Source organism: Plantibacter sp. M259 (genome assembly GCF_006065115.1).
Taxonomy (GTDB): domain Bacteria; phylum Actinomycetota; class Actinomycetes; order Actinomycetales; family Microbacteriaceae; genus Plantibacter; species Plantibacter auratus.
The window spans coordinates 87,602-104,306 of sequence record NZ_CP040750.1 but is presented as its reverse complement, the minus strand read 5'-3'; the positions used below and the strand labels follow the sequence as shown (position 1 = coordinate 104,306).

At 69.7% G+C, this 16,705-nt stretch carries 16 protein-coding genes; 15 read left to right on the top strand and 1 reads right to left on the bottom strand.

Annotated features, from left to right (window positions below):
• The first annotated feature begins 3 nt into the window (after positions 1 to 3).
• The 12 genes from FGL15_RS00490 (at position 4) to der (ending at position 12,644) form a co-directional block, all read left to right on the top strand.
• Positions 4 to 1,014: an NAD kinase gene (locus FGL15_RS00490; RefSeq protein ID WP_138944570.1), complete on the top strand. Its 1,011-nt coding sequence runs from the start codon at positions 4 to 6 to the stop codon at positions 1,012 to 1,014.
• Entirely contained in the window at positions 1,011 to 2,708 is a 1,698-nt protein-coding gene (recN, locus tag FGL15_RS00485) for a DNA repair protein RecN (protein WP_138944569.1), read from the top strand. The genes FGL15_RS00490 and recN overlap by 4 nt, the downstream gene beginning before the upstream one ends.
• Positions 2,709 to 2,794: 86 nt before the next feature.
• On the top strand, positions 2,795 to 4,489 hold the full coding sequence (locus FGL15_RS00480; protein WP_305037127.1) for a CTP synthase: 1,695 nt from the start codon (positions 2,795 to 2,797) through the stop codon (positions 4,487 to 4,489).
• The gene (locus FGL15_RS00475; RefSeq protein ID WP_138944568.1) at positions 4,482 to 5,120 is read left to right on the top strand and encodes an NUDIX hydrolase; all 639 of its coding nucleotides are present in this window, start codon (positions 4,482 to 4,484) and stop codon (positions 5,118 to 5,120) included. Before FGL15_RS00480 ends, FGL15_RS00475 begins: the two co-directional genes overlap by 8 nt.
• 3 nt (positions 5,121 to 5,123) lie before the next feature.
• Positions 5,124 to 6,059, top strand: coding sequence for a site-specific tyrosine recombinase XerD (gene xerD, locus FGL15_RS00470; protein WP_086475418.1), 936 nt, complete (start codon positions 5,124 to 5,126; stop codon positions 6,057 to 6,059).
• Between the two features lie 85 nt (positions 6,060 to 6,144).
• Positions 6,145 to 7,020: a ParA family protein gene (locus tag FGL15_RS00465; protein ID WP_071260744.1), complete on the top strand. Its 876-nt coding sequence runs from the start codon at positions 6,145 to 6,147 to the stop codon at positions 7,018 to 7,020.
• 103 nt (positions 7,021 to 7,123) lie between these two features.
• Positions 7,124 to 7,891, top strand: a complete 768-nt coding sequence (locus tag FGL15_RS00460) for a ScpA family protein (RefSeq protein ID WP_064295504.1) — start codon at positions 7,124 to 7,126, stop codon at positions 7,889 to 7,891.
• Positions 7,884 to 8,519: an SMC-Scp complex subunit ScpB gene (scpB, locus tag FGL15_RS00455; RefSeq protein ID WP_138944567.1), complete on the top strand. Its 636-nt coding sequence runs from the start codon at positions 7,884 to 7,886 to the stop codon at positions 8,517 to 8,519. The genes FGL15_RS00460 and scpB overlap by 8 nt, the downstream gene beginning before the upstream one ends.
• Positions 8,485 to 9,306 (top strand): pseudouridine synthase, encoded by an 822-nt coding sequence (locus tag FGL15_RS00450; protein WP_086475416.1) that lies wholly within the window; start codon positions 8,485 to 8,487, stop codon positions 9,304 to 9,306. Before scpB ends, FGL15_RS00450 begins: the two co-directional genes overlap by 35 nt.
• Positions 9,303 to 10,403 carry a prephenate dehydrogenase gene (locus FGL15_RS00445; protein ID WP_138944566.1) on the top strand — a complete coding sequence of 367 codons (1,101 nt, stop codon included), beginning with the start codon at positions 9,303 to 9,305 and terminating at the stop codon, positions 10,401 to 10,403. The genes FGL15_RS00450 and FGL15_RS00445 overlap by 4 nt, the downstream gene beginning before the upstream one ends.
• A gap of 8 nt (positions 10,404 to 10,411) precedes the next feature.
• Positions 10,412 to 11,149 (top strand): (d)CMP kinase, encoded by a 738-nt coding sequence (cmk, locus tag FGL15_RS00440; protein WP_138944565.1) that lies wholly within the window; start codon positions 10,412 to 10,414, stop codon positions 11,147 to 11,149.
• The gene (der, locus tag FGL15_RS00435; protein WP_085514417.1) at positions 11,136 to 12,644 is read left to right on the top strand and encodes a ribosome biogenesis GTPase Der; all 1,509 of its coding nucleotides are present in this window, start codon (positions 11,136 to 11,138) and stop codon (positions 12,642 to 12,644) included. Before cmk ends, der begins: the two co-directional genes overlap by 14 nt.
• 90 nt (positions 12,645 to 12,734) lie before the next feature.
• On the opposite strand, the gene FGL15_RS00430 is transcribed toward der, so the two are convergent.
• Complete coding sequence (locus FGL15_RS00430; RefSeq protein WP_138944564.1) at positions 12,735 to 13,382, bottom strand: TetR/AcrR family transcriptional regulator; 648 nt, start codon at positions 13,380 to 13,382, stop codon at positions 12,735 to 12,737.
• A 145-nt stretch (positions 13,383 to 13,527) separates the two neighbouring features.
• On the opposite strand from FGL15_RS00430, the gene FGL15_RS00425 reads away from it, so the two are divergent.
• The 3 genes from FGL15_RS00425 to FGL15_RS00415 all read left to right on the top strand — a co-directional run bounded on the left by FGL15_RS00425 (position 13,528) and on the right by FGL15_RS00415 (position 16,598).
• Complete coding sequence (locus tag FGL15_RS00425; protein WP_138944563.1) at positions 13,528 to 14,442, top strand: NUDIX domain-containing protein; 915 nt, start codon at positions 13,528 to 13,530, stop codon at positions 14,440 to 14,442.
• Between the two features lie 100 nt (positions 14,443 to 14,542).
• The gene (locus tag FGL15_RS00420; RefSeq protein ID WP_138944562.1) at positions 14,543 to 15,031 is read left to right on the top strand and encodes an NfeD family protein; all 489 of its coding nucleotides are present in this window, start codon (positions 14,543 to 14,545) and stop codon (positions 15,029 to 15,031) included.
• 46 nt (positions 15,032 to 15,077) lie between these two features.
• Positions 15,078 to 16,598 carry a flotillin family protein gene (locus FGL15_RS00415; protein WP_064295482.1) on the top strand — a complete coding sequence of 507 codons (1,521 nt, stop codon included), beginning with the start codon at positions 15,078 to 15,080 and terminating at the stop codon, positions 16,596 to 16,598.
• The last annotated feature ends 107 nt before the right edge of the window (positions 16,599 to 16,705 follow it).

Below are 16,705 nucleotides of genomic sequence, written 5' to 3'. Positions count from 1 at the left end.
CCGATGGCACATTCCACCGATCCTGCGGTCGCGGCGAGGAACATCCTGGTCGTCGCGCACACCGGCCGCGACGACTCGCGCGATGCCGCCGTGCTCGTGTCCAGGCTGCTTCTGGAGGCGGGCGTCCGCCCGGTCCTCAGCGCGCTGGAGCGGGCCGACCTCATCGCCGTCGACCCGGAGCTCGACGTCGTCTCCATCCTCGACGAGGAGGTCTCGCTCGGCGACATCGAACTGGCGATCGTCCTCGGCGGCGACGGCACGATCCTGCGAGCCGCCGAGGTCACACGAGGATCGGCGGCGCCGCTGCTCGGGGTGAACCTCGGTCACATCGGCTTCCTCGCCGAGAGCGAGCGCGACGACCTCGCCGAGACGGTCGAACGCGTCGTGCGTCGTGACTACTTCGTGGAGGAGCGCATGACGCTCTCCGTCCGGGTCAAGGTCGGCGCGGAGGTCGTCTACGAGACGTGGGCGCTCAACGAGGCCACGGTCGAGAAGGCGAGCCGGGAACGCATGCTCGAGGTCGTGATCGAGGTGGATCAGCGTCCGCTCTCCTCCTTCGGGTGTGACGGAGTGGTCATCTCGACGCCGACCGGCTCCACCGCCTACAACTTCTCGGCGGGCGGCCCGGTCGTGTGGCCGTCGGTCGAGGCCATCACCCTCGTCCCGCTCAGCGCGCACGCCCTGTTCGCGAAGCCGCTCGTGGTCGGCCCGGAGTCGTCCCTCGCCGTCGAGGTGCTGGAACGCACCGACGGTCTCGGCGTGCTCTGGTGCGACGGCCGCCGGGCCAAGGACCTCCAGCCGGGCGCCCGAGTGGTCGTCAGACGCTCCTCGGTGCCGGTCCGCCTCGCGCGCCTCCACGAGAGCACCTTCACCGATCGTCTCGTCAACAAGTTCCGGCTGCCGGTCACCGGTTGGCGTGGCCCCGTCGGACGCGAGGAGCCGATGACCGGCACGATCCGCCTCCCGGCCTCCACGGCCACCCGACACCACAGCGATCAGGAGGGCACCGCATGATCGAGGAGATCGAGATCCGCGACCTCGGCGTGATCGCGTCCGGAACGCTCCCGCTCGGTCCCGGCTTCACCGCCGTGACGGGCGAGACCGGCGCAGGCAAGACGATGGTGGTCACCGCCCTCGGGCTGCTCCTCGGTCAACGGTCGGACAGCGGCGTCGTGCGAGCGGGCCAGAAGCAGACGAGCGTCCAGGGACGCTGGCTGGTGCCGGGCGACGGCGCGGTCGCCGAGCGCGTCCGCGAGGCCGGGGGAGACCTCGATCCCGCGGGTGATGCGGCAGAGCTGCTGCTCGGTCGGATCGTGACCGCGGAGGGCCGCGGCCGCGCGATCGTCGGTGGCCGGACGGCGCCCATCGGGATCCTCTCCGAACTCGGCGAGCAGCTCGTCGTCGTGCACGGGCAGTCCGATCAGATCCGGCTGCGGGCCGCGCCGGCCCAGCGGGACGCTCTGGACCGCTTCGCCGGTGAACCGCTCCAACTGGCCCTCGGTGACTACCAGCGGCGCTACACGGAGCTCCTGGAGCTGCGGACGGAACTCGAGACCCTGACGAACGAGCGCGACACGCGACTCCTTGAGGCCGAGCAGCTGCGCGTCGCGCTGGCCGAGATCGAGCAGGCCGACCCGCAGCCCGGCGAGGACGCCGAGCTGGCCGAGCGCGCCGATCGACTGACCAACCTCGAAGAGCTCCGTCTCTCGGCGGCCGGCGCCCGAGAACTCGTCTCAGCCGAGGCTGGCGAGGAGAGCGACGTCGTCGGACTGCTCGAAGGCGCGCGGCGGCAGCTCGACCGGGCCTCGGTGCACGATCCCGCCCTCGGCGCGATCGCCGCGAGTGTCGCCAACGCGAGCTACCTGGCCGCGGAGATCGCCGCCGAGCTCTCGAGCTACCTCGCCGGACTCGACGAGGACGGCGCTCGCGAACTCGAGGTCGTCCAGGAGCGCCGCGCGACCCTCGCGACGCTCGCCAGGAAGTACGGGCCGACCCCTGAGGACGTCCTGCACCTGCTCGAGACGGGCAGCACCCGCCTGATGGAACTCGACGGCGACTCCGACCGAATCACCCAGCTCGAGGGAGACGTCGAACGACTCTCCGGGGAGGTCGACGCCGCGGCTGCGACGTTGAGCGCCGTCCGCGTCGAAGCCGCCGCTCGACTCGGCGCAGCCGCGAGCGCGGAACTGCGTTCGCTCGCCATGGCCGAGGCGGAGCTCGTCGTCGAGGTGTCCGATCGCGACGACCTCACCCTGCACGGCAAGGACGTGATCGCCTTCCTCCTCCGGCCGCACGCCGGTGCCGAGCCCCGACCACTCGGCAAGGGCGCCTCGGGCGGAGAGCTGTCCCGCGTGATGCTCGCCCTCGAGGTCGTCATCGCCGGCGCGGACCCCGTGCCCACCTTCGTGTTCGACGAGGTCGACGCCGGCGTCGGCGGAGCCGCGGCGATCGAGATCGGCCGTCGCCTCGCGGCCCTCGCCGAGCGCTCGCAGGTGATCGTCGTCACCCACCTCGCGCAGGTCGCGGCCTTCGCCAACAACCACCTGAGCGTGGTCAAGGGCGGCGACGGTTCGGTGACGGCCTCGAGCGTGCGCCAGCTCGTCGGCGCCGAGCGTGAGGCGGAGATGGCGCGGCTGCTCTCCGGGCTCGCGGAGTCCGACAGCGGCCTCGCCCACGCCCGCGAACTGCTCGCCCTCGCAGCCTCGTGACGACGAGAACGCCAAGGAAGTGACACATGAACCCGAACTGGATGGTAGGATAAAAGCCCGTGGTGAATACTTCTGAAGCGGGCAACCTGAACTCTCCGATCGACGGCATCGTCTCGGGCTCCAACGGCACGACCAAGCACATCTTCGTGACTGGTGGTGTCGTTTCTTCGTTGGGCAAGGGGCTCACCGCAGCCAGCCTCGGCAACCTGCTGACGGCGCGCGGGCTCCGGGTGGTCATGCAGAAGCTCGACCCCTACCTCAACGTCGACCCGGGCACGATGAACCCGTTCCAGCACGGCGAGGTCTTCGTGACCGACGACGGCGCCGAGACCGACCTCGACATCGGCCACTACGAGCGGTTCCTCGACATCGAGCTGAGCCAGGCCGCCAACGTGACGACCGGTCAGATCTACTCGACCGTCATCGCCAAGGAGCGTCGCGGCGAGTACCTCGGCGACACCGTGCAGGTGATCCCGCACATCACGGACGAGATCAAGCGCCGCATGCGCCTGCAGGCGTCCGAGACGCCCCAGCCCGACGTGATCATCACCGAGATCGGTGGCACGGTCGGCGACATCGAATCGCAGCCGTTCATCGAGTCGGCTCGCCAGATCCGCCACGAGCTCGGCCGGAACAACGTGTTCTTCGTCCACGTGTCCCTCGTGCCGTACATGGGTGCCTCCGGTGAGCAGAAGACGAAGCCGACGCAGCACTCGGTCGCGGCCCTCCGGTCCATCGGCATCCAGCCCGACGCCCTCGTGCTCCGCAGCGACCGCCCGGTGACCGAGAGCAACAAGCGCAAGATCGCGCTCATGTGCGATGTCGACGAGGACGCGGTCGTGAACGCGGTCGATGTCCCGAGCATCTACGACATCCCCACCATGCTGAACGACCAGGGTCTCGACGCCTACATCGCCGACCGCCTGGGTCTCGTCACCAACGAGGTCGACTGGAGCGGCTGGGCCGACCTCCTCGAGGCCGTCCACCACCCGAAGCACGCCGTCACCATCGGCCTCGTCGGCAAGTACATCGACCTGCCCGACGCCTACCTGTCGGTGACCGAGGCGCTGAAGGCCGGCGGCTTCGCCCAGGACACCAAGGTCAGCATCCGTTGGATCCCGTCCGACGACTGCGAGACCGTCGAGGGAGCGATCAAGGCGCTCGCCGACGTCGACGGCATCTGCGTCCCCGGCGGCTTCGGCATCCGCGGCATCGAGGGCAAGCTCGGCGCCCTGAAGTTCGCCCGCGAGAACGGCATCCCGGTGCTCGGACTGTGCCTCGGCCTGCAGTGCATGGTCATCGAGTACGCCAGGAACGTCGTCGGGCTCGAGGGCGCCAGCTCCTCCGAGTTCGACCCCGACACGCAGTTCCCCGTCATCGCGACGATGGCCGAGCAGGTCGAGATCATCGCCGGCGGCGACCTCGGTGGCACGATGCGCCTCGGTCTGTACGCGGCGAAGCTCGACGAGGGCTCGATCGTCGCCGAGCTGTACGGTGCGGACGAGGTGTCCGAGCGTCACCGTCACCGCTACGAGGTGAACAACGGCTACCGCCAGCAGATCGCGGACGCCGGCCTCCAGTTCTCCGGCCTGTCGCCCGACGGCACGCTCGTCGAGTACGTCGAGCTGCCGCGCGAGGTGCACCCGTTCTACGTCGCGACGCAGGCGCACCCCGAGCTGCGCTCGCGCCCGAACCACGCGCACCCGCTGTTCGCCGGCCTCGTCGGTGCTTCCCTCGAGCGCCAGCAGGCGAGCCGCCTGTTCGACGTCGCCAATGGTTGAGTCGATCGGCGACGCCGCGTCGTTGCGCGACGAGTCGCACCCCGTCGAGGTGGTGTCCTCCGAGCGCCCGTTCGCGGGCAAGGTGTGGGACATCCGACGGGAGACGTTCCGCTACGGCGACGGCGAGGTCGTGCGCGAGTTCGTCGACCACACCGGTGCGGTCGCGGTGTTGGCGCTCGACGCCGACGAGCGCGTCCTGCTCATCCAGCAGTACCGCCACCCGATCGGTGAGCGCGACTGGGAGCTGCCGGCCGGCCTGCTCGACATCGCGGGGGAGGACCCGGCCGTGGCCGCGGGTCGCGAGCTGGAGGAGGAGGCCGACCTCGTCGCCGGTTCGCTCCAGCTGCTGACGGAGTTCTACACGACGCCCGGTGGCAGCAACGAGTCGATCCGCATCTATCTCGCGCGTGACCTCACCGCGACCGCCGAGGCCTTCGCCCGTGCTGAGGAGGAGGCGGACATCCTCGTGGAGTGGGTGCCCCTCGACGACGCCGTGGCCGCGGTGCTCGACGGTCGGCTCCACAACTCGATCCTGATGCTCGGTGTCCTCACGGCCGCCGCAGCTCGCGATCGCGGGTGGTCGACGCTGCGCGACAGCGGCGACTCCACGATCGGGCCGGGCGGAGCCTGAGGCGTGGCGCTCGATCGCGCGGTCGCCGATTACCTGCGGCACATCGCGATCGAGCGCGGCCTGTCGGCCAACACGCAGGCCGCCTACCGACGGGATCTCGAGGGCTACCTCGCCTGGCTCGGGGCGCACGGCGTCGTCGAGGCACCGGCCGTCACCGCCGCGCACGTGTCGGAGTACACGGCGTCGCTCCGGACACCGGAGGGTCAGCCGGTGCGCGCGTCCTCGCTCGCCAGGGTGCTGTCGTCGATCCGCGGCCTCCACCGGTTCCTGCTCGACGAACAGCTCGTCGAGGTCGACGTCGCGCGTGAGGTGCGGCCGCCGAAGCTCCCGGGGCGGCTCCCGAAGGCGATCACGATCGACCAGGTCCGCGCGCTGCTCGAGACGACCGACGGCGACGACCTGCTCGCCGTCCGCGACAAGGCGCTCCTCGAACTGCTCTACGCGACGGGTGCCCGCGTCTCCGAGGCCGTCGGGCTGAACGTCGACGACGTCATCGACACCGACATCGTCCGGCTCCTCGGCAAGGGCGGCAAGCAGCGGATCGTGCCGCTCGGCAGCTTCGCCCGTGACGCAGTCGACCGCTACCTCGTTCGCGTCCGGCCGGTCTTCTCCGGCCTCGGCCGGTCCACGCCGGCGCTCTTCCTCGGGCAGCGCGGTGCGCGGCTGTCCCGCCAGAGCGCGTGGCTCGTCCTCCAGCGCGCCGCCGAGCGCGCAGGACTCGAATCGCACGTCTCGCCGCACACCCTCCGACACTCCTTCGCGACGCACCTGCTGCAGGGCGGAGCCGACGTCCGCGTCGTGCAGGAACTCCTCGGTCACTCCTCGGTGGCGACGACGCAGCTGTACACGCTGGTGACGGTCGACAACCTCCGTGACGTGTACACGCAGTCCCATCCCCGGGCCAGATGGACCACGGGCGGAGCGGCACCGCAGGCCTGACCCGTGGCCCGGTAGACTCGTCACTCGAACGACAGCAAGCGGGAGCGAGGCAACACCGGTGGCCGGTACGAAGCACACGAGCGCAGTGCAGGATTCTGCGCGCAAGACCGCCGCCGAACTGAACCCGAACGGCCCGACCGGCCGCCCGCGTCGTGAGTTCGCGGTGCCGCCCACACTGGCGCAGCACGGTCCGGCACGCATCATCTCGCTCTGCAACCAGAAGGGTGGCGTCGGCAAGACGACGACCACCATCAGTCTGTCCGCCGCGCTGGCCGAATACGGCCGCCGGGTGCTCGTCGTCGACTTCGACCCTCAGGGTGCGCTGTCCGCCGGTCTCGGCATCTCCACCCACGACTCCAACACCGTGTACGACCTGCTGCTCGGCACCGTGAAGGACCCGGCCGAGGTCATCCAGCACACCGCCATCGAGGGTCTCGACGTGCTCCCGGCCAACATCGACCTCTCGGCCGCCGAGGTCCACCTCGTCAACGAGGTCGCGCGCGAGACGATCCTGGCCCGGGTGCTCCGCAAGGTGTCCGACGACTACGACGTCATCCTGATCGACTGCCAGCCCTCGCTCGGCCTGCTCACGGTCAACGCCCTCACCGCCAGCCACGGGGTCCTCATCCCGCTCGAGTGCGAGTTCTTCGCGCTCCGCGGTGTCGCGCTGCTCATCGAGACCATCGACAAGGTGCGCGACCGCCTCAACCCGGCGATCGAGCTCGACGGCATCCTCGCCACCATGTACGACTCCCGGACCCTGCACTCGCGTGAGGTCCTCGAGCGCGTCGTCGACGCGTTCGGCGAGAAGGTCCTCGAGACGGTCATCGGACGGACCGTGAAGTTCCCCGACGCGAGCGTCGCCGGAACCCCGATCACCGAGTTCGCACCGGAGCACGCCGCCGCGAAGGCCTACCGTCAGCTCGCGAGAGAGCTCATCTCCCGTGGCGCGATCGCCTGATCCCGCGCGGACGCCCGTGGCCGTCCTCCCTCCGGCCGGCGACACCGGCTCGCGCTCCGATGAGGCGACGACCGTCGACCCCGCACCGGCACCGTCGTTCCGGGTGTCGTTCGAGGGCTTCGAAGGGCCTTTCGACCTGCTGCTGACCCTCATCGGCAAGCACGAACTCGACATCACCGAGGTCTCGCTCAGCCGCGTGACCGACGAGTTCATCGCCTATCTGCGCACGCTCGAGGCCGACGACGAACTCGACCAGGCGAGCGAGTTCCTCGTCGTCGCGGCCACCCTGCTCGACCTCAAGATCGCGGGGCTGTTGCCGCAGGGTGAGCTCGTCGACGCGGAGGACGTCGCCCTGCTGGAGGCGCGGGACCTGCTGTTCGCCCGCCTGCTGCAGTACCGCGCGTTCAAGCAGGCGTCGGCGTGGTTCGCGGAGCGCCTCGACCTGGAGGCGGCGCGCCACTTCCGGGCGGTCCGGCTGGAGGAGCAGTACCGTCAGCAGACCCCGGAACTCGTCTGGACGCTGACCGCGCAGGACTTCGGCGCACTCGCGACCCTCGCCTTCACGCCGCGCGAGGTGCCGACCGTGGGCCTCGACCACCTGCACGCACCGCTCGTGAGCATCCGGGAGCAGGCGGCGCACGTCGTCGCCATCCTGCGCCGCGGCGGGTCACACACCTTCCGCGAGCTCGTGGCTGGTGCGGAGCTGAAGGGCGTGGTCATCGCGCGCTTCATCGCCGTGCTCGAACTGTACCGACACGCCGCGCTGTCCTTCGAGCAGATCGAACCGCTCGGCGAGCTCACGCTCCGCTGGACCGCCGAGACCTGGAACGACGACAGCCTCGCCAACCTGGGAGCCGATTACGATGCCTGACGCGACACCCGAGTCGATCGAGCGGCCGACGGACGCCGCCCAAGGCCTGCGGGCCGAACCCGCGCCGGTGCCCGCACCGGACGTCCCACGGGCGCTCGAGGCGATCCTCATGGTCGCCGACGAACCGCAGAGCCTCGTGAACCTCGCCGCCGCCGTGCACGTCCCGGTCGGGGCCGTCCGACGGGCCATCGCCGAACTCGTCGCCGACTACGACGGCGAACGCGGTGGCGTCCGACGCGGGTTCGAACTCCGCGAGGTCGGCGGCGGCTGGCGGATCTACGTCCGAGCCGACTACGACGCGCTCGTCACCGACTACGTCGTGACCCAGAACCCGACGAAGCTGTCGCAGGCGGCGCTCGAGACCCTGGCCGTGATCGCCTACAAGCAGCCGATCAGCCGCGGCGCGATCGCCTCGATCCGCGCCGTCAACGTCGACTCCGTCGTCCGCACCCTCCTCGGGCGCGGACTCATCACGGAGATGTTCACCGACAGTGAGACGGGTGCCATCAACTACGGCACCACCGATCTCCTGCTCACCCAACTTGGTATCAACGCCATCGAGGAGCTGCCGCGGATCTCGCCGTTGCTCGACGATGGCCGGGAAGGATTCGACAGTGACCAGCACTGAATCAGAGGGCATCCGCTTGCAGAAGGTGCTGGCGAACGCCGGCGTCGCCTCGAGGCGTGTGTCTGAGCAACTCATCGAGGACGGCCGTGTGGAGGTGAACGGCGTCGTCGTCACCGAGCTCGGCTCGCGGATCGACCCGGAGCACGACCTCGTGTCCGTCGACGGCAGCGCCATCCAGCTCGACGCCTCGAAGCGCTACCTCATGCTCAACAAGCCGGTGGGCATCTACAGCTCGCTGAAGGACGACCGCGGTCGCCCCGACCTGCGCCGCTTCACCGAGCAGTACGAGGAACGGCTCTTCAACGTGGGCCGCCTCGACGCCGAGACGAGCGGTCTGCTCATCCTCACCAACGACGGCGACCTCGCGCACGTGCTCGCGCACCCGTCGTTCGGTGTGCAGAAGACGTACATCGCGAAGGTCACCGGCAAGGTCACCGCGCAGGTCCTCGCGAAGCTGACCGCGGGCATTGAGCTCGAGGACGGACCGATCTCCGCCGACAAGGCCCGCCTGCTCGGCACCGAGGACGGGTTCAGTCTCGTGGAGCTCACGCTGCACTCCGGTCGGAACCGCATCGTCCGTCGCATGCTCGACGCCGTCGGCCACCCGGTCGTCGACCTCGTGCGCCGTCAGTTCGGCCCCCTGCACCTCGGGACCCTCGGATCCGGCCAGCTGCGCGAGCTGAGCAAGGACGAGCTCGGCGCCATCCTGACCATCGCCCGCGCTCACGGTCCTGAAGCCCGCGCGGCCGACGGCACGGCAGCGGAGGCGTCGGAGCCGACGGCATGAGCGATCTGAGCTCCGCGCCCGCGCGCGTGCAGGGGTCGGTCCGCATCGTCGGAGCCGGCCTCCTCGGCGCGAGCATCGGACTCGCACTGCGTGCCAAGGGCGTCGACATCATCCTTGACGACGCGTCGCCCAGCCAGTTGCGACTCGCCATCGACTACGGCGCGGGTCGTGCAGCGGAACCCACCGACGACCCGTCCGTCGTCGTCATCTGCGTCCCACCGGACGTCACCGCCCGCGTCATCGAGGCCGAACTCGCCGCGTTCCCACGCGCCGTCGTGACCGACGTCGCGAGCGTGAAGCTCGAGCCGTACCGCGCACTGCTCGAGCGCGGTGTCGACCTCACCCGGTACATCGGTTCCCACCCGCTCGCCGGCCGTGAGCGCGGGGGAGCGATCTCCGCCAGGGCCGACCTCTTCCTCGGCCGCCCCTGGGTGATCTGCCGCGACGCCGAGACGCCCGCCTGGGCGCTGTCGCAGGTGGAGGGCCTCGCGCTCGACCTCGGCACCATCCCGATGGAGATGACGCCGGACGAACACGACCGCTTCGTCGCGCTCGTCTCGCACACGCCGCAACTCGTCGCGAGCCTCCTGGCCGCCCAGCTGCAGGACGCCGAGGAGGGCGCCATCCAGCTCGCCGGACAGGGCCTGCGCGACACCGTCCGCATCGCCTCGAGTGCACCGGAGCTCTGGGTCCAGATCCTCAGCGCCAACCACGCCGAGGTCCTCCCCGTGCTGGAACAGCTGTCCACCGACCTCACTTCGGTCATCTCGGCGCTCCGGGATCCGGAGGTGCCGGGCGCTCGCCGCACCATCGCGGACACGATCGCCGCCGGCAACACGGGTGTCGCACGGCTCCCCGGCAAGCACGGCCAGAACCGCCGGTTCGCGAGCATCGTCGTCCTCCTCGACGACCGCCCCGGCCAGCTGGGCGCCCTGTTCACGGAGCTGGGTGAGATCGGCGTCAACATCGAAGACCTGCGTCTGGAGCACTCGCCCGGCGCGAACATCGGTCTCGCGGAGGTCCAGGTCCTCCCCGAGGTGAAGCAGCGCACCGTCGACGACCTCGAGTCGCGCGGCTGGCGCATCGCGGAGGTATAGGAAGAGACATGACCGAACAACACCCCATCAGCACCGACGCGTCGACGACGCCGGACGCACCCGTCGTGGTCGCGATCGACGGACCGGCCGGCAGCGGCAAGTCCAGCGTGAGCAAGGCCGTCGCCCGCCGGCTCGGCTACCGCTACCTCGACACGGGCGCCTGGTACCGCGCGCTCGCGCTGCACACGCTCGATGCGGACGTCGACCCCGAGGACTCGGCGGCGGTGATCGGCTCGCTCGACGCGTTCGGTGGCGCCTTCACCGTCTCCCTCGACCCGGACGTGACCGCGTTCTCGCTCGGGGATCGCGACGTCACCGACGAGATCAGGGGCCCTCGCGTGACGGCCGTCGTGTCCGCCGTCGCCCGTGTCCCGGAGGTGCGTGCGTGGATCAACGAGACCTTCCGATCGCTCATCGCCGACGTCGACCGCCCGGGCATCGTCGTCGAGGGACGCGACATCACCACGGTGGTCGCACCGGATGCTCAGGCTCGGATCCTGCTCACGGCATCCGAAGCGGCTAGAATGGCCAGGCGTTCAGCGGAATTCGAGAGCCACCCTGCCGGCGACGTCGCGGAACAACTGCAACGGCGTGATCGGGCGGACTCCAGGGTCGTCGACTTCATGAACGCGGCGGACGGAGTGACCACGGTCGACTCCACGCACATCGACTTCGACGAGACGGTCGACGCGGTCGTCCGCGTCACCGAATCCCTCACAGCAAGGAACTCCCATGGCTCACGATGACGAGCAGTTCGACGGAGGCCCCGACGACCTCGCGGACCGCCTCCAGGACATGGACGAGGAGCTCGCGACCCAGCGGGCCGCGTCCCTCCGCTCCGGCCTGGCCGACTACGACCTCGAGGGCGACGACCTCGACATCCTCGACGGCGCGACCGAGGACCCGGACGAGATCCGCTTCCTGCCGGCGCTGCCCGTCGTGGCGATCGTCGGTCGACCGAACGTGGGCAAGTCCGCCCTGGTGAACCGCATCCTCGGCCGTCGTGAAGCCGTCGTGGAGGACACCCCCGGTGTCACCCGCGACCGCGTGAACTACAAGGCCGAGTGGAACGACCGTCGCTTCACGGTCGTCGACACCGGTGGGTGGGAGCCCGACGCCAAGGGGATCGACGCGTCCGTCGCGGCCCAGGCCGAGATCGCCATCGACCTCTCCGACGTCGTGATCTTCGTGGTCGACGCCATGGTCGGCGCCACGGCGACCGACGAGCAGGTCGTCAAGCTCCTCCGCAAGACCGGACGCCCCGTCTTCCTCGTCGCCAACAAGGTCGACGACGCCCGTCAGGAGCCGGAGGCCGCAGCGCTCTGGAACCTCGGCCTCGGCGAGCCCCACCCGGTCTCCGCGATCCACGGCCGTGGTGTCGCCGACCTCCTCGACAAGATCCTCAAGGTCCTCCCGCAGGTCTCGGCCGTCGCGAAGGACGAGTTCGGCGGCCCCCGCCGCGTCGCGATCCTCGGGCGCCCGAACGTCGGCAAGTCCAGCCTGCTCAACAAGACCGCAGGCGAGGAGCGGGTCGTCGTCAACGACCTCGCCGGGACCACCCGCGACCCGGTCGACGAGCAGATCGAGCTCGGCGGCAAGATCTGGCGCTTCGTCGACACCGCGGGTATCCGTCGTCGCGTGCACCTGTCGCAGGGTGCCGACTTCTACGCGTCGCTCCGCACGAGCACGGCGCTCGAGAAGGCCGAGGTGGCCGTCGTCCTCATCGACGTCACCGAGGTGATCAGCGAGCAGGACGTGCGCATCATCGACCTCGTCCTCGAGAGCGGTCGCGCACTCGTGCTCGCCTTCAACAAGTGGGACCAGCTCGACGACGAACGCCGGAAGTACCTCGAGCGCGAGATCGAACAGGACCTCTCGCACGTGTCGTGGGCGCCGCGCGTCAACATCTCCGCGCGGACGGGCCGCCACCTGGAGCGTCTCGTCCCCGCGCTCGAGGTCGCACTCGAGTCGTGGGACATGCGTATCCCCACCGGCAAGTTCAACGCCTTCCTCGCTGAGCTCACGGCGGCGCACCCGCACCCGCTGCGTGGTGGCAAGCAGCCCCGCATCCTGTTCGGCACGCAGGCCGCGAGCCGCCCGCCGACCTTCGTGCTCTTCACGACCGGGTTCCTCGACCCCGGTTACCGTCGCTACGTGATCCGTCGCCTGCGCGAGATCTGGGGCTTCGAGGGCACGCCGATCAACGTCAACATGCGCGTCCGCGAGAAGCGCCAGCGCTGATCTGCTGCGTCCGTCCAACGGACGGCGACGAAAAAGGCCCGGGACCACTCCATGGAGTGGTCCCGGGCCTTCGTCGTGGTCGAGGCGGGGTCAGCGGCGCTCAGATGCGGCCTCGGCGGCCGGCGCGAGGGCGGATGCGGGCTCGGCTTCGAACGGCCACCAGCTCGGGAGCAGTTCGCGGATGACCTCGAGGAACGATTCGATGTCGCGCGGTGCGGGGGTGTCGAGCCACACGCGGAAGGTCGCCACCGACCCTGCTGCGACGAAGTGCGCCGCAGACCGCACGAAGAGGTCGCGCTGTTCCTCGCTCAGGCATTCGGCGTGGGGGAGGGTGATCGCGCCGCGCTCGAAGATGTCGAGCACGGTGGATGTGAAGACCCGGTTGAGCATCGGCTGGAGACTCGCACCGAGGAGGTCGTCGCCGAGCCCGACCCGGTAGATGTCGGCTCGTTCGTCGAGGTGGCGGAGCGTTGCGACCGTGGCTCTGGTGATCGCCGCTGCGGCGTCGTCCGCGGAGACGGTCGCCAGGTGGGTCATGCTCAGTTCCGTGAGTTCCTCGGCGAGGACCGATTCGAGCAACTCGCACGGTGCCGCCGCGTGCTGGTAGAAGGTCGAGCGGTTGATGCCGGCGCGCGCGGCGATCTCCGAGACGGAGATCTCGGAGGTGGGGCGTTCTGCGGCGAGTTGCAGGATCGTACGCGCGAGCCGTGCCCGCGTCCGGCGTTGACGTGCATCCATGAGGGTCCTTCGCGTGGGTTCGGTGCGTGGCGCTGATGCAACCACTGCAATACTCAAGTTCAATATATAACATATTCCAGCAGGTGCCGGGGATGTGACGGCGGGCAAGGGCGTGGCGCGCAGGCTTTCGTGACAGGCTGGTCCAATGACTGATGCGCATCCTGCTGGCGGCCCCGTCCGGGATGCCGGCGATGCCTGGGTCGAGTCCGGCGACGGCCGGAAGTTCTGGGGACGGTTCGGTGCAGCCGGACTCCTCGTCCACGATCGAGCGCGTGGCGTGCTGTTGCAGCATCGAGCCGGTTGGAGCCACTTCGGCGGCACCTGGGGCATCCCGGGAGGCGCGCGTCACCAGTTCGAAAGCGCTGTGGACGGTGCGGTCCGCGAGTCGCACGAGGAGGCGGGTGTCCCCGCCGAGTCGATCGAGCTGCGGTTCGACTCCGTGCTCGATCTCGGGTTCTGGTCGTACACGACGGTGATCGTCGAGGCGGTCGAGCCGTTCGAACCCGTGGTTTCCGACCCGGAGAGCATCGCCCTCGCCTGGGTGCCGCTGGATGAGGTCGAGACCTTGCCCCTGCACCCCGGCTTCGCCGATTCGTGGCCCGGCCTGCGGTCGCAGCTCGAGCGCCGCGTCACGGTCGTCGTCGACGTCGCGAACGTCGTCGGGTCGCGACCGGACGGGTGGTGGAAGGATCGTGCCGGAGCCGCGCAGCGGTTCGTCGCGCGACTCGGCCGTCTCGCACACGAGGGTCTCGACGCCCAGGCGCTCGACCTCGATTTCAACCGCTGGTGGCCGGCCTACGTCGCCGTCGTCGAAGGACAGGCCCGCGGCGTCCACACCGATGACGACGTGCGAGAGCCCGGGCATGAGCTGCGGGCGGGCGTCTCGGTCGTCGACGCGGCGGGGAGTGGCGACGACGCGATCGTGGACGTCGTCCGTGGGCTCGACGGCGCGGTCGTCGTGGTCACCTCGGACCGCGAGCTGCGGGAACGCGTCGAGGGTCTGGGCGCGACGACGCGCGGTGCCGGCTGGCTGACGGACCTGCTCGACGCGGCGAACTGAGGGCCTCCGCAGTCGCTCCACAGGAGCCTGCAGCCCGTCGGCGCCGTCACCGGAGACCGCTTTCCCGCACGCCGCCTGGGCGTTCAGTAGGGTTGGTGCCATGACCCTGTTCATCATCGTCGGCGCCGTCGGTCTCGTGATCGTCCTCATCTCCCTGGTCTTCGGTGAGATCTTCGACTTCCTGGACGGGGCCGTTTCGGCCACCGCGCTCGGGAGCGCGTTCACCGTCTTCGGCGCCGTCGGGGCGATCGTGCTGGCGAACGGGCTACCCGACTGGTCCGCATATGTCATCTCCGCCGTGATCGGTGTCCTCGTGCTCGTCGGCGTCCAGCTGATGATCCGGAGCTTCAAACGCTCGGAGGACGGCACGCCGAGCTCACCGCTCGGGCTCTACGGGGTCGCCCGGTCGACCATCTCGGCTTCCTTCGGCGAGGTCAGCCTCGACGGTCCGCACGAGATCGAGACCCGCCTCGCCTTCTCCGACACCAGGATCGAAACGGGCAGCCGGATCCGCGTGGTCGAGCTCCAGGGTTCCCGTGTGAAGGTCGAACCCGCGTCGAGCGGAGCCGCTGCCGACACGCAGCCCTGATTCCATCCATCCACCAGCACGCCCTCGAGGGGAAGGCACCTGCCCTATGGACTTCATCACCACCAACATCACGGTGATCGCCGTGATCGCACTCGTCGTGGTGGCGCTCGCGATCGTCGCGTTCGTCGCCGGACGTATCAAGCGCGTACCGCCGAACCAGGCGCTCGTCATCGTCGGTCGGGGGGCCGGCGCCAAGACGGGCGAGCCCGATGGTGGGCAGCGCGTCGTCATCGGTGGGCGCGTGTTCATCTGGCCGATCCTGCAGCAGGGCTTCCCGATCTCGCTCGAGCAGCGCCAGATCGGCATCGTCGTCGAGGGCGTCGACACCAACTTCATCAAGGTCGCCATCCAGGCGAGCGTGAACTTCAAGGTCTCCGGCACGCCGGAGGGTGTGCGCCGTGCCGCGCAGCGCTTCCTCTCGCAGCAGGGGTCGCTGACGCAGATCATCCAGCAGTCCCTGGAAGGGTCGCTGCGTTCCATCATCGGCAACATGCCGATCAAGGAGATCATCTCCAACCGCAACGCCCTGTCCGAAGCGGTGGTCGAGGCGACCAAGACGGATCTCGCCGAGCAGGGCCTCCAGGTCGACCTGTTGAACATCTCCGACATCTCGACGCCCGGCACCAACTACCTCGCCGACCTCGGGCGTGCTGAGAACGCGCTCGCCCGGCAGAACGCGGAGATCAAGGAAGCCGAGACCGCTCGAGCGTCCGAGTTCGCGCGGATCGAAGCGGCGGAGCAGGTCGCGGAGCGTCAGAAGGCCCTGAGCCTTAAGCAGGCGACCATCAAGGCGGAGACCGACCGCGCGAACGCCGAGGCCGAGGCCTCCGGTCAGCTCGCCACGGCGCAGCAGGACCGCCTGGTCGCGGAGCAGGAGCGCGAAGCCCTCGCCGAGAAGGCGAAGGTGGAGCAGGAGCGGCTCGACATCGAGGTCCGCAAGCCTGCCGAGGCCGACGCGTACGCGACGGTCCAGCGCGCGCAGGCGGCTCGTGATGCGGCCAACGCCGCGACGGAAGCCGACGCGTTCAAGCGCAAGACCATCGCCGAGGCGAACAAGGTCGCGGCGGTGCAGGACGCCCAGGCCGCTGCGGAGTCCGTGCGTCTCGCCGGTACCGCTGAGCGCGACAAGCAGATCGCGTTGGCCGAGGGTATCCGCGCCCAGGGTGACGCGAAGGCGTCGGCCGTGGCCGCGGAGGGTCTGGCGGAGGCCGAGGCGATCGACGCGAAGGCGGAGGCACTGAAGAAGTACGGTGAGGCCGGGCTCGCGTCCGAGATCATCGCCCGTCTGCCTGAGATCACGCGCGCCGTGTCCGAGCCGCTCGGCAACATCTCGAACCTCACGGTCATCTCGACTGAGGGCGCGTCAGCGGTCACGAAGACGGTCGGTCAGGTCGTCAGCGAGGTTCCGAAGGTCGTCAAGGACATCACCGGGCTCGACCTGTCCGCCCTCCTGGGCGGGGTCGCCGGTGGCGCGCTGGGGGAGAACCTCCAGCAGGCGATGTCCGACAACGCGGCTGCGGCTGCGAAGCGTCAGCCGAAGACGCCCGCGTCACCCGACGCCGTCTGAGTCGCTGGATCATCGGGAGCCGGTCGCCTTCGGGTGGCCGGCTTCTGGCGTTGTTCCACGACTCCTCGGGGGATTCACCGGTGTCGGTTTGGAGCTTGTCAAGCGGT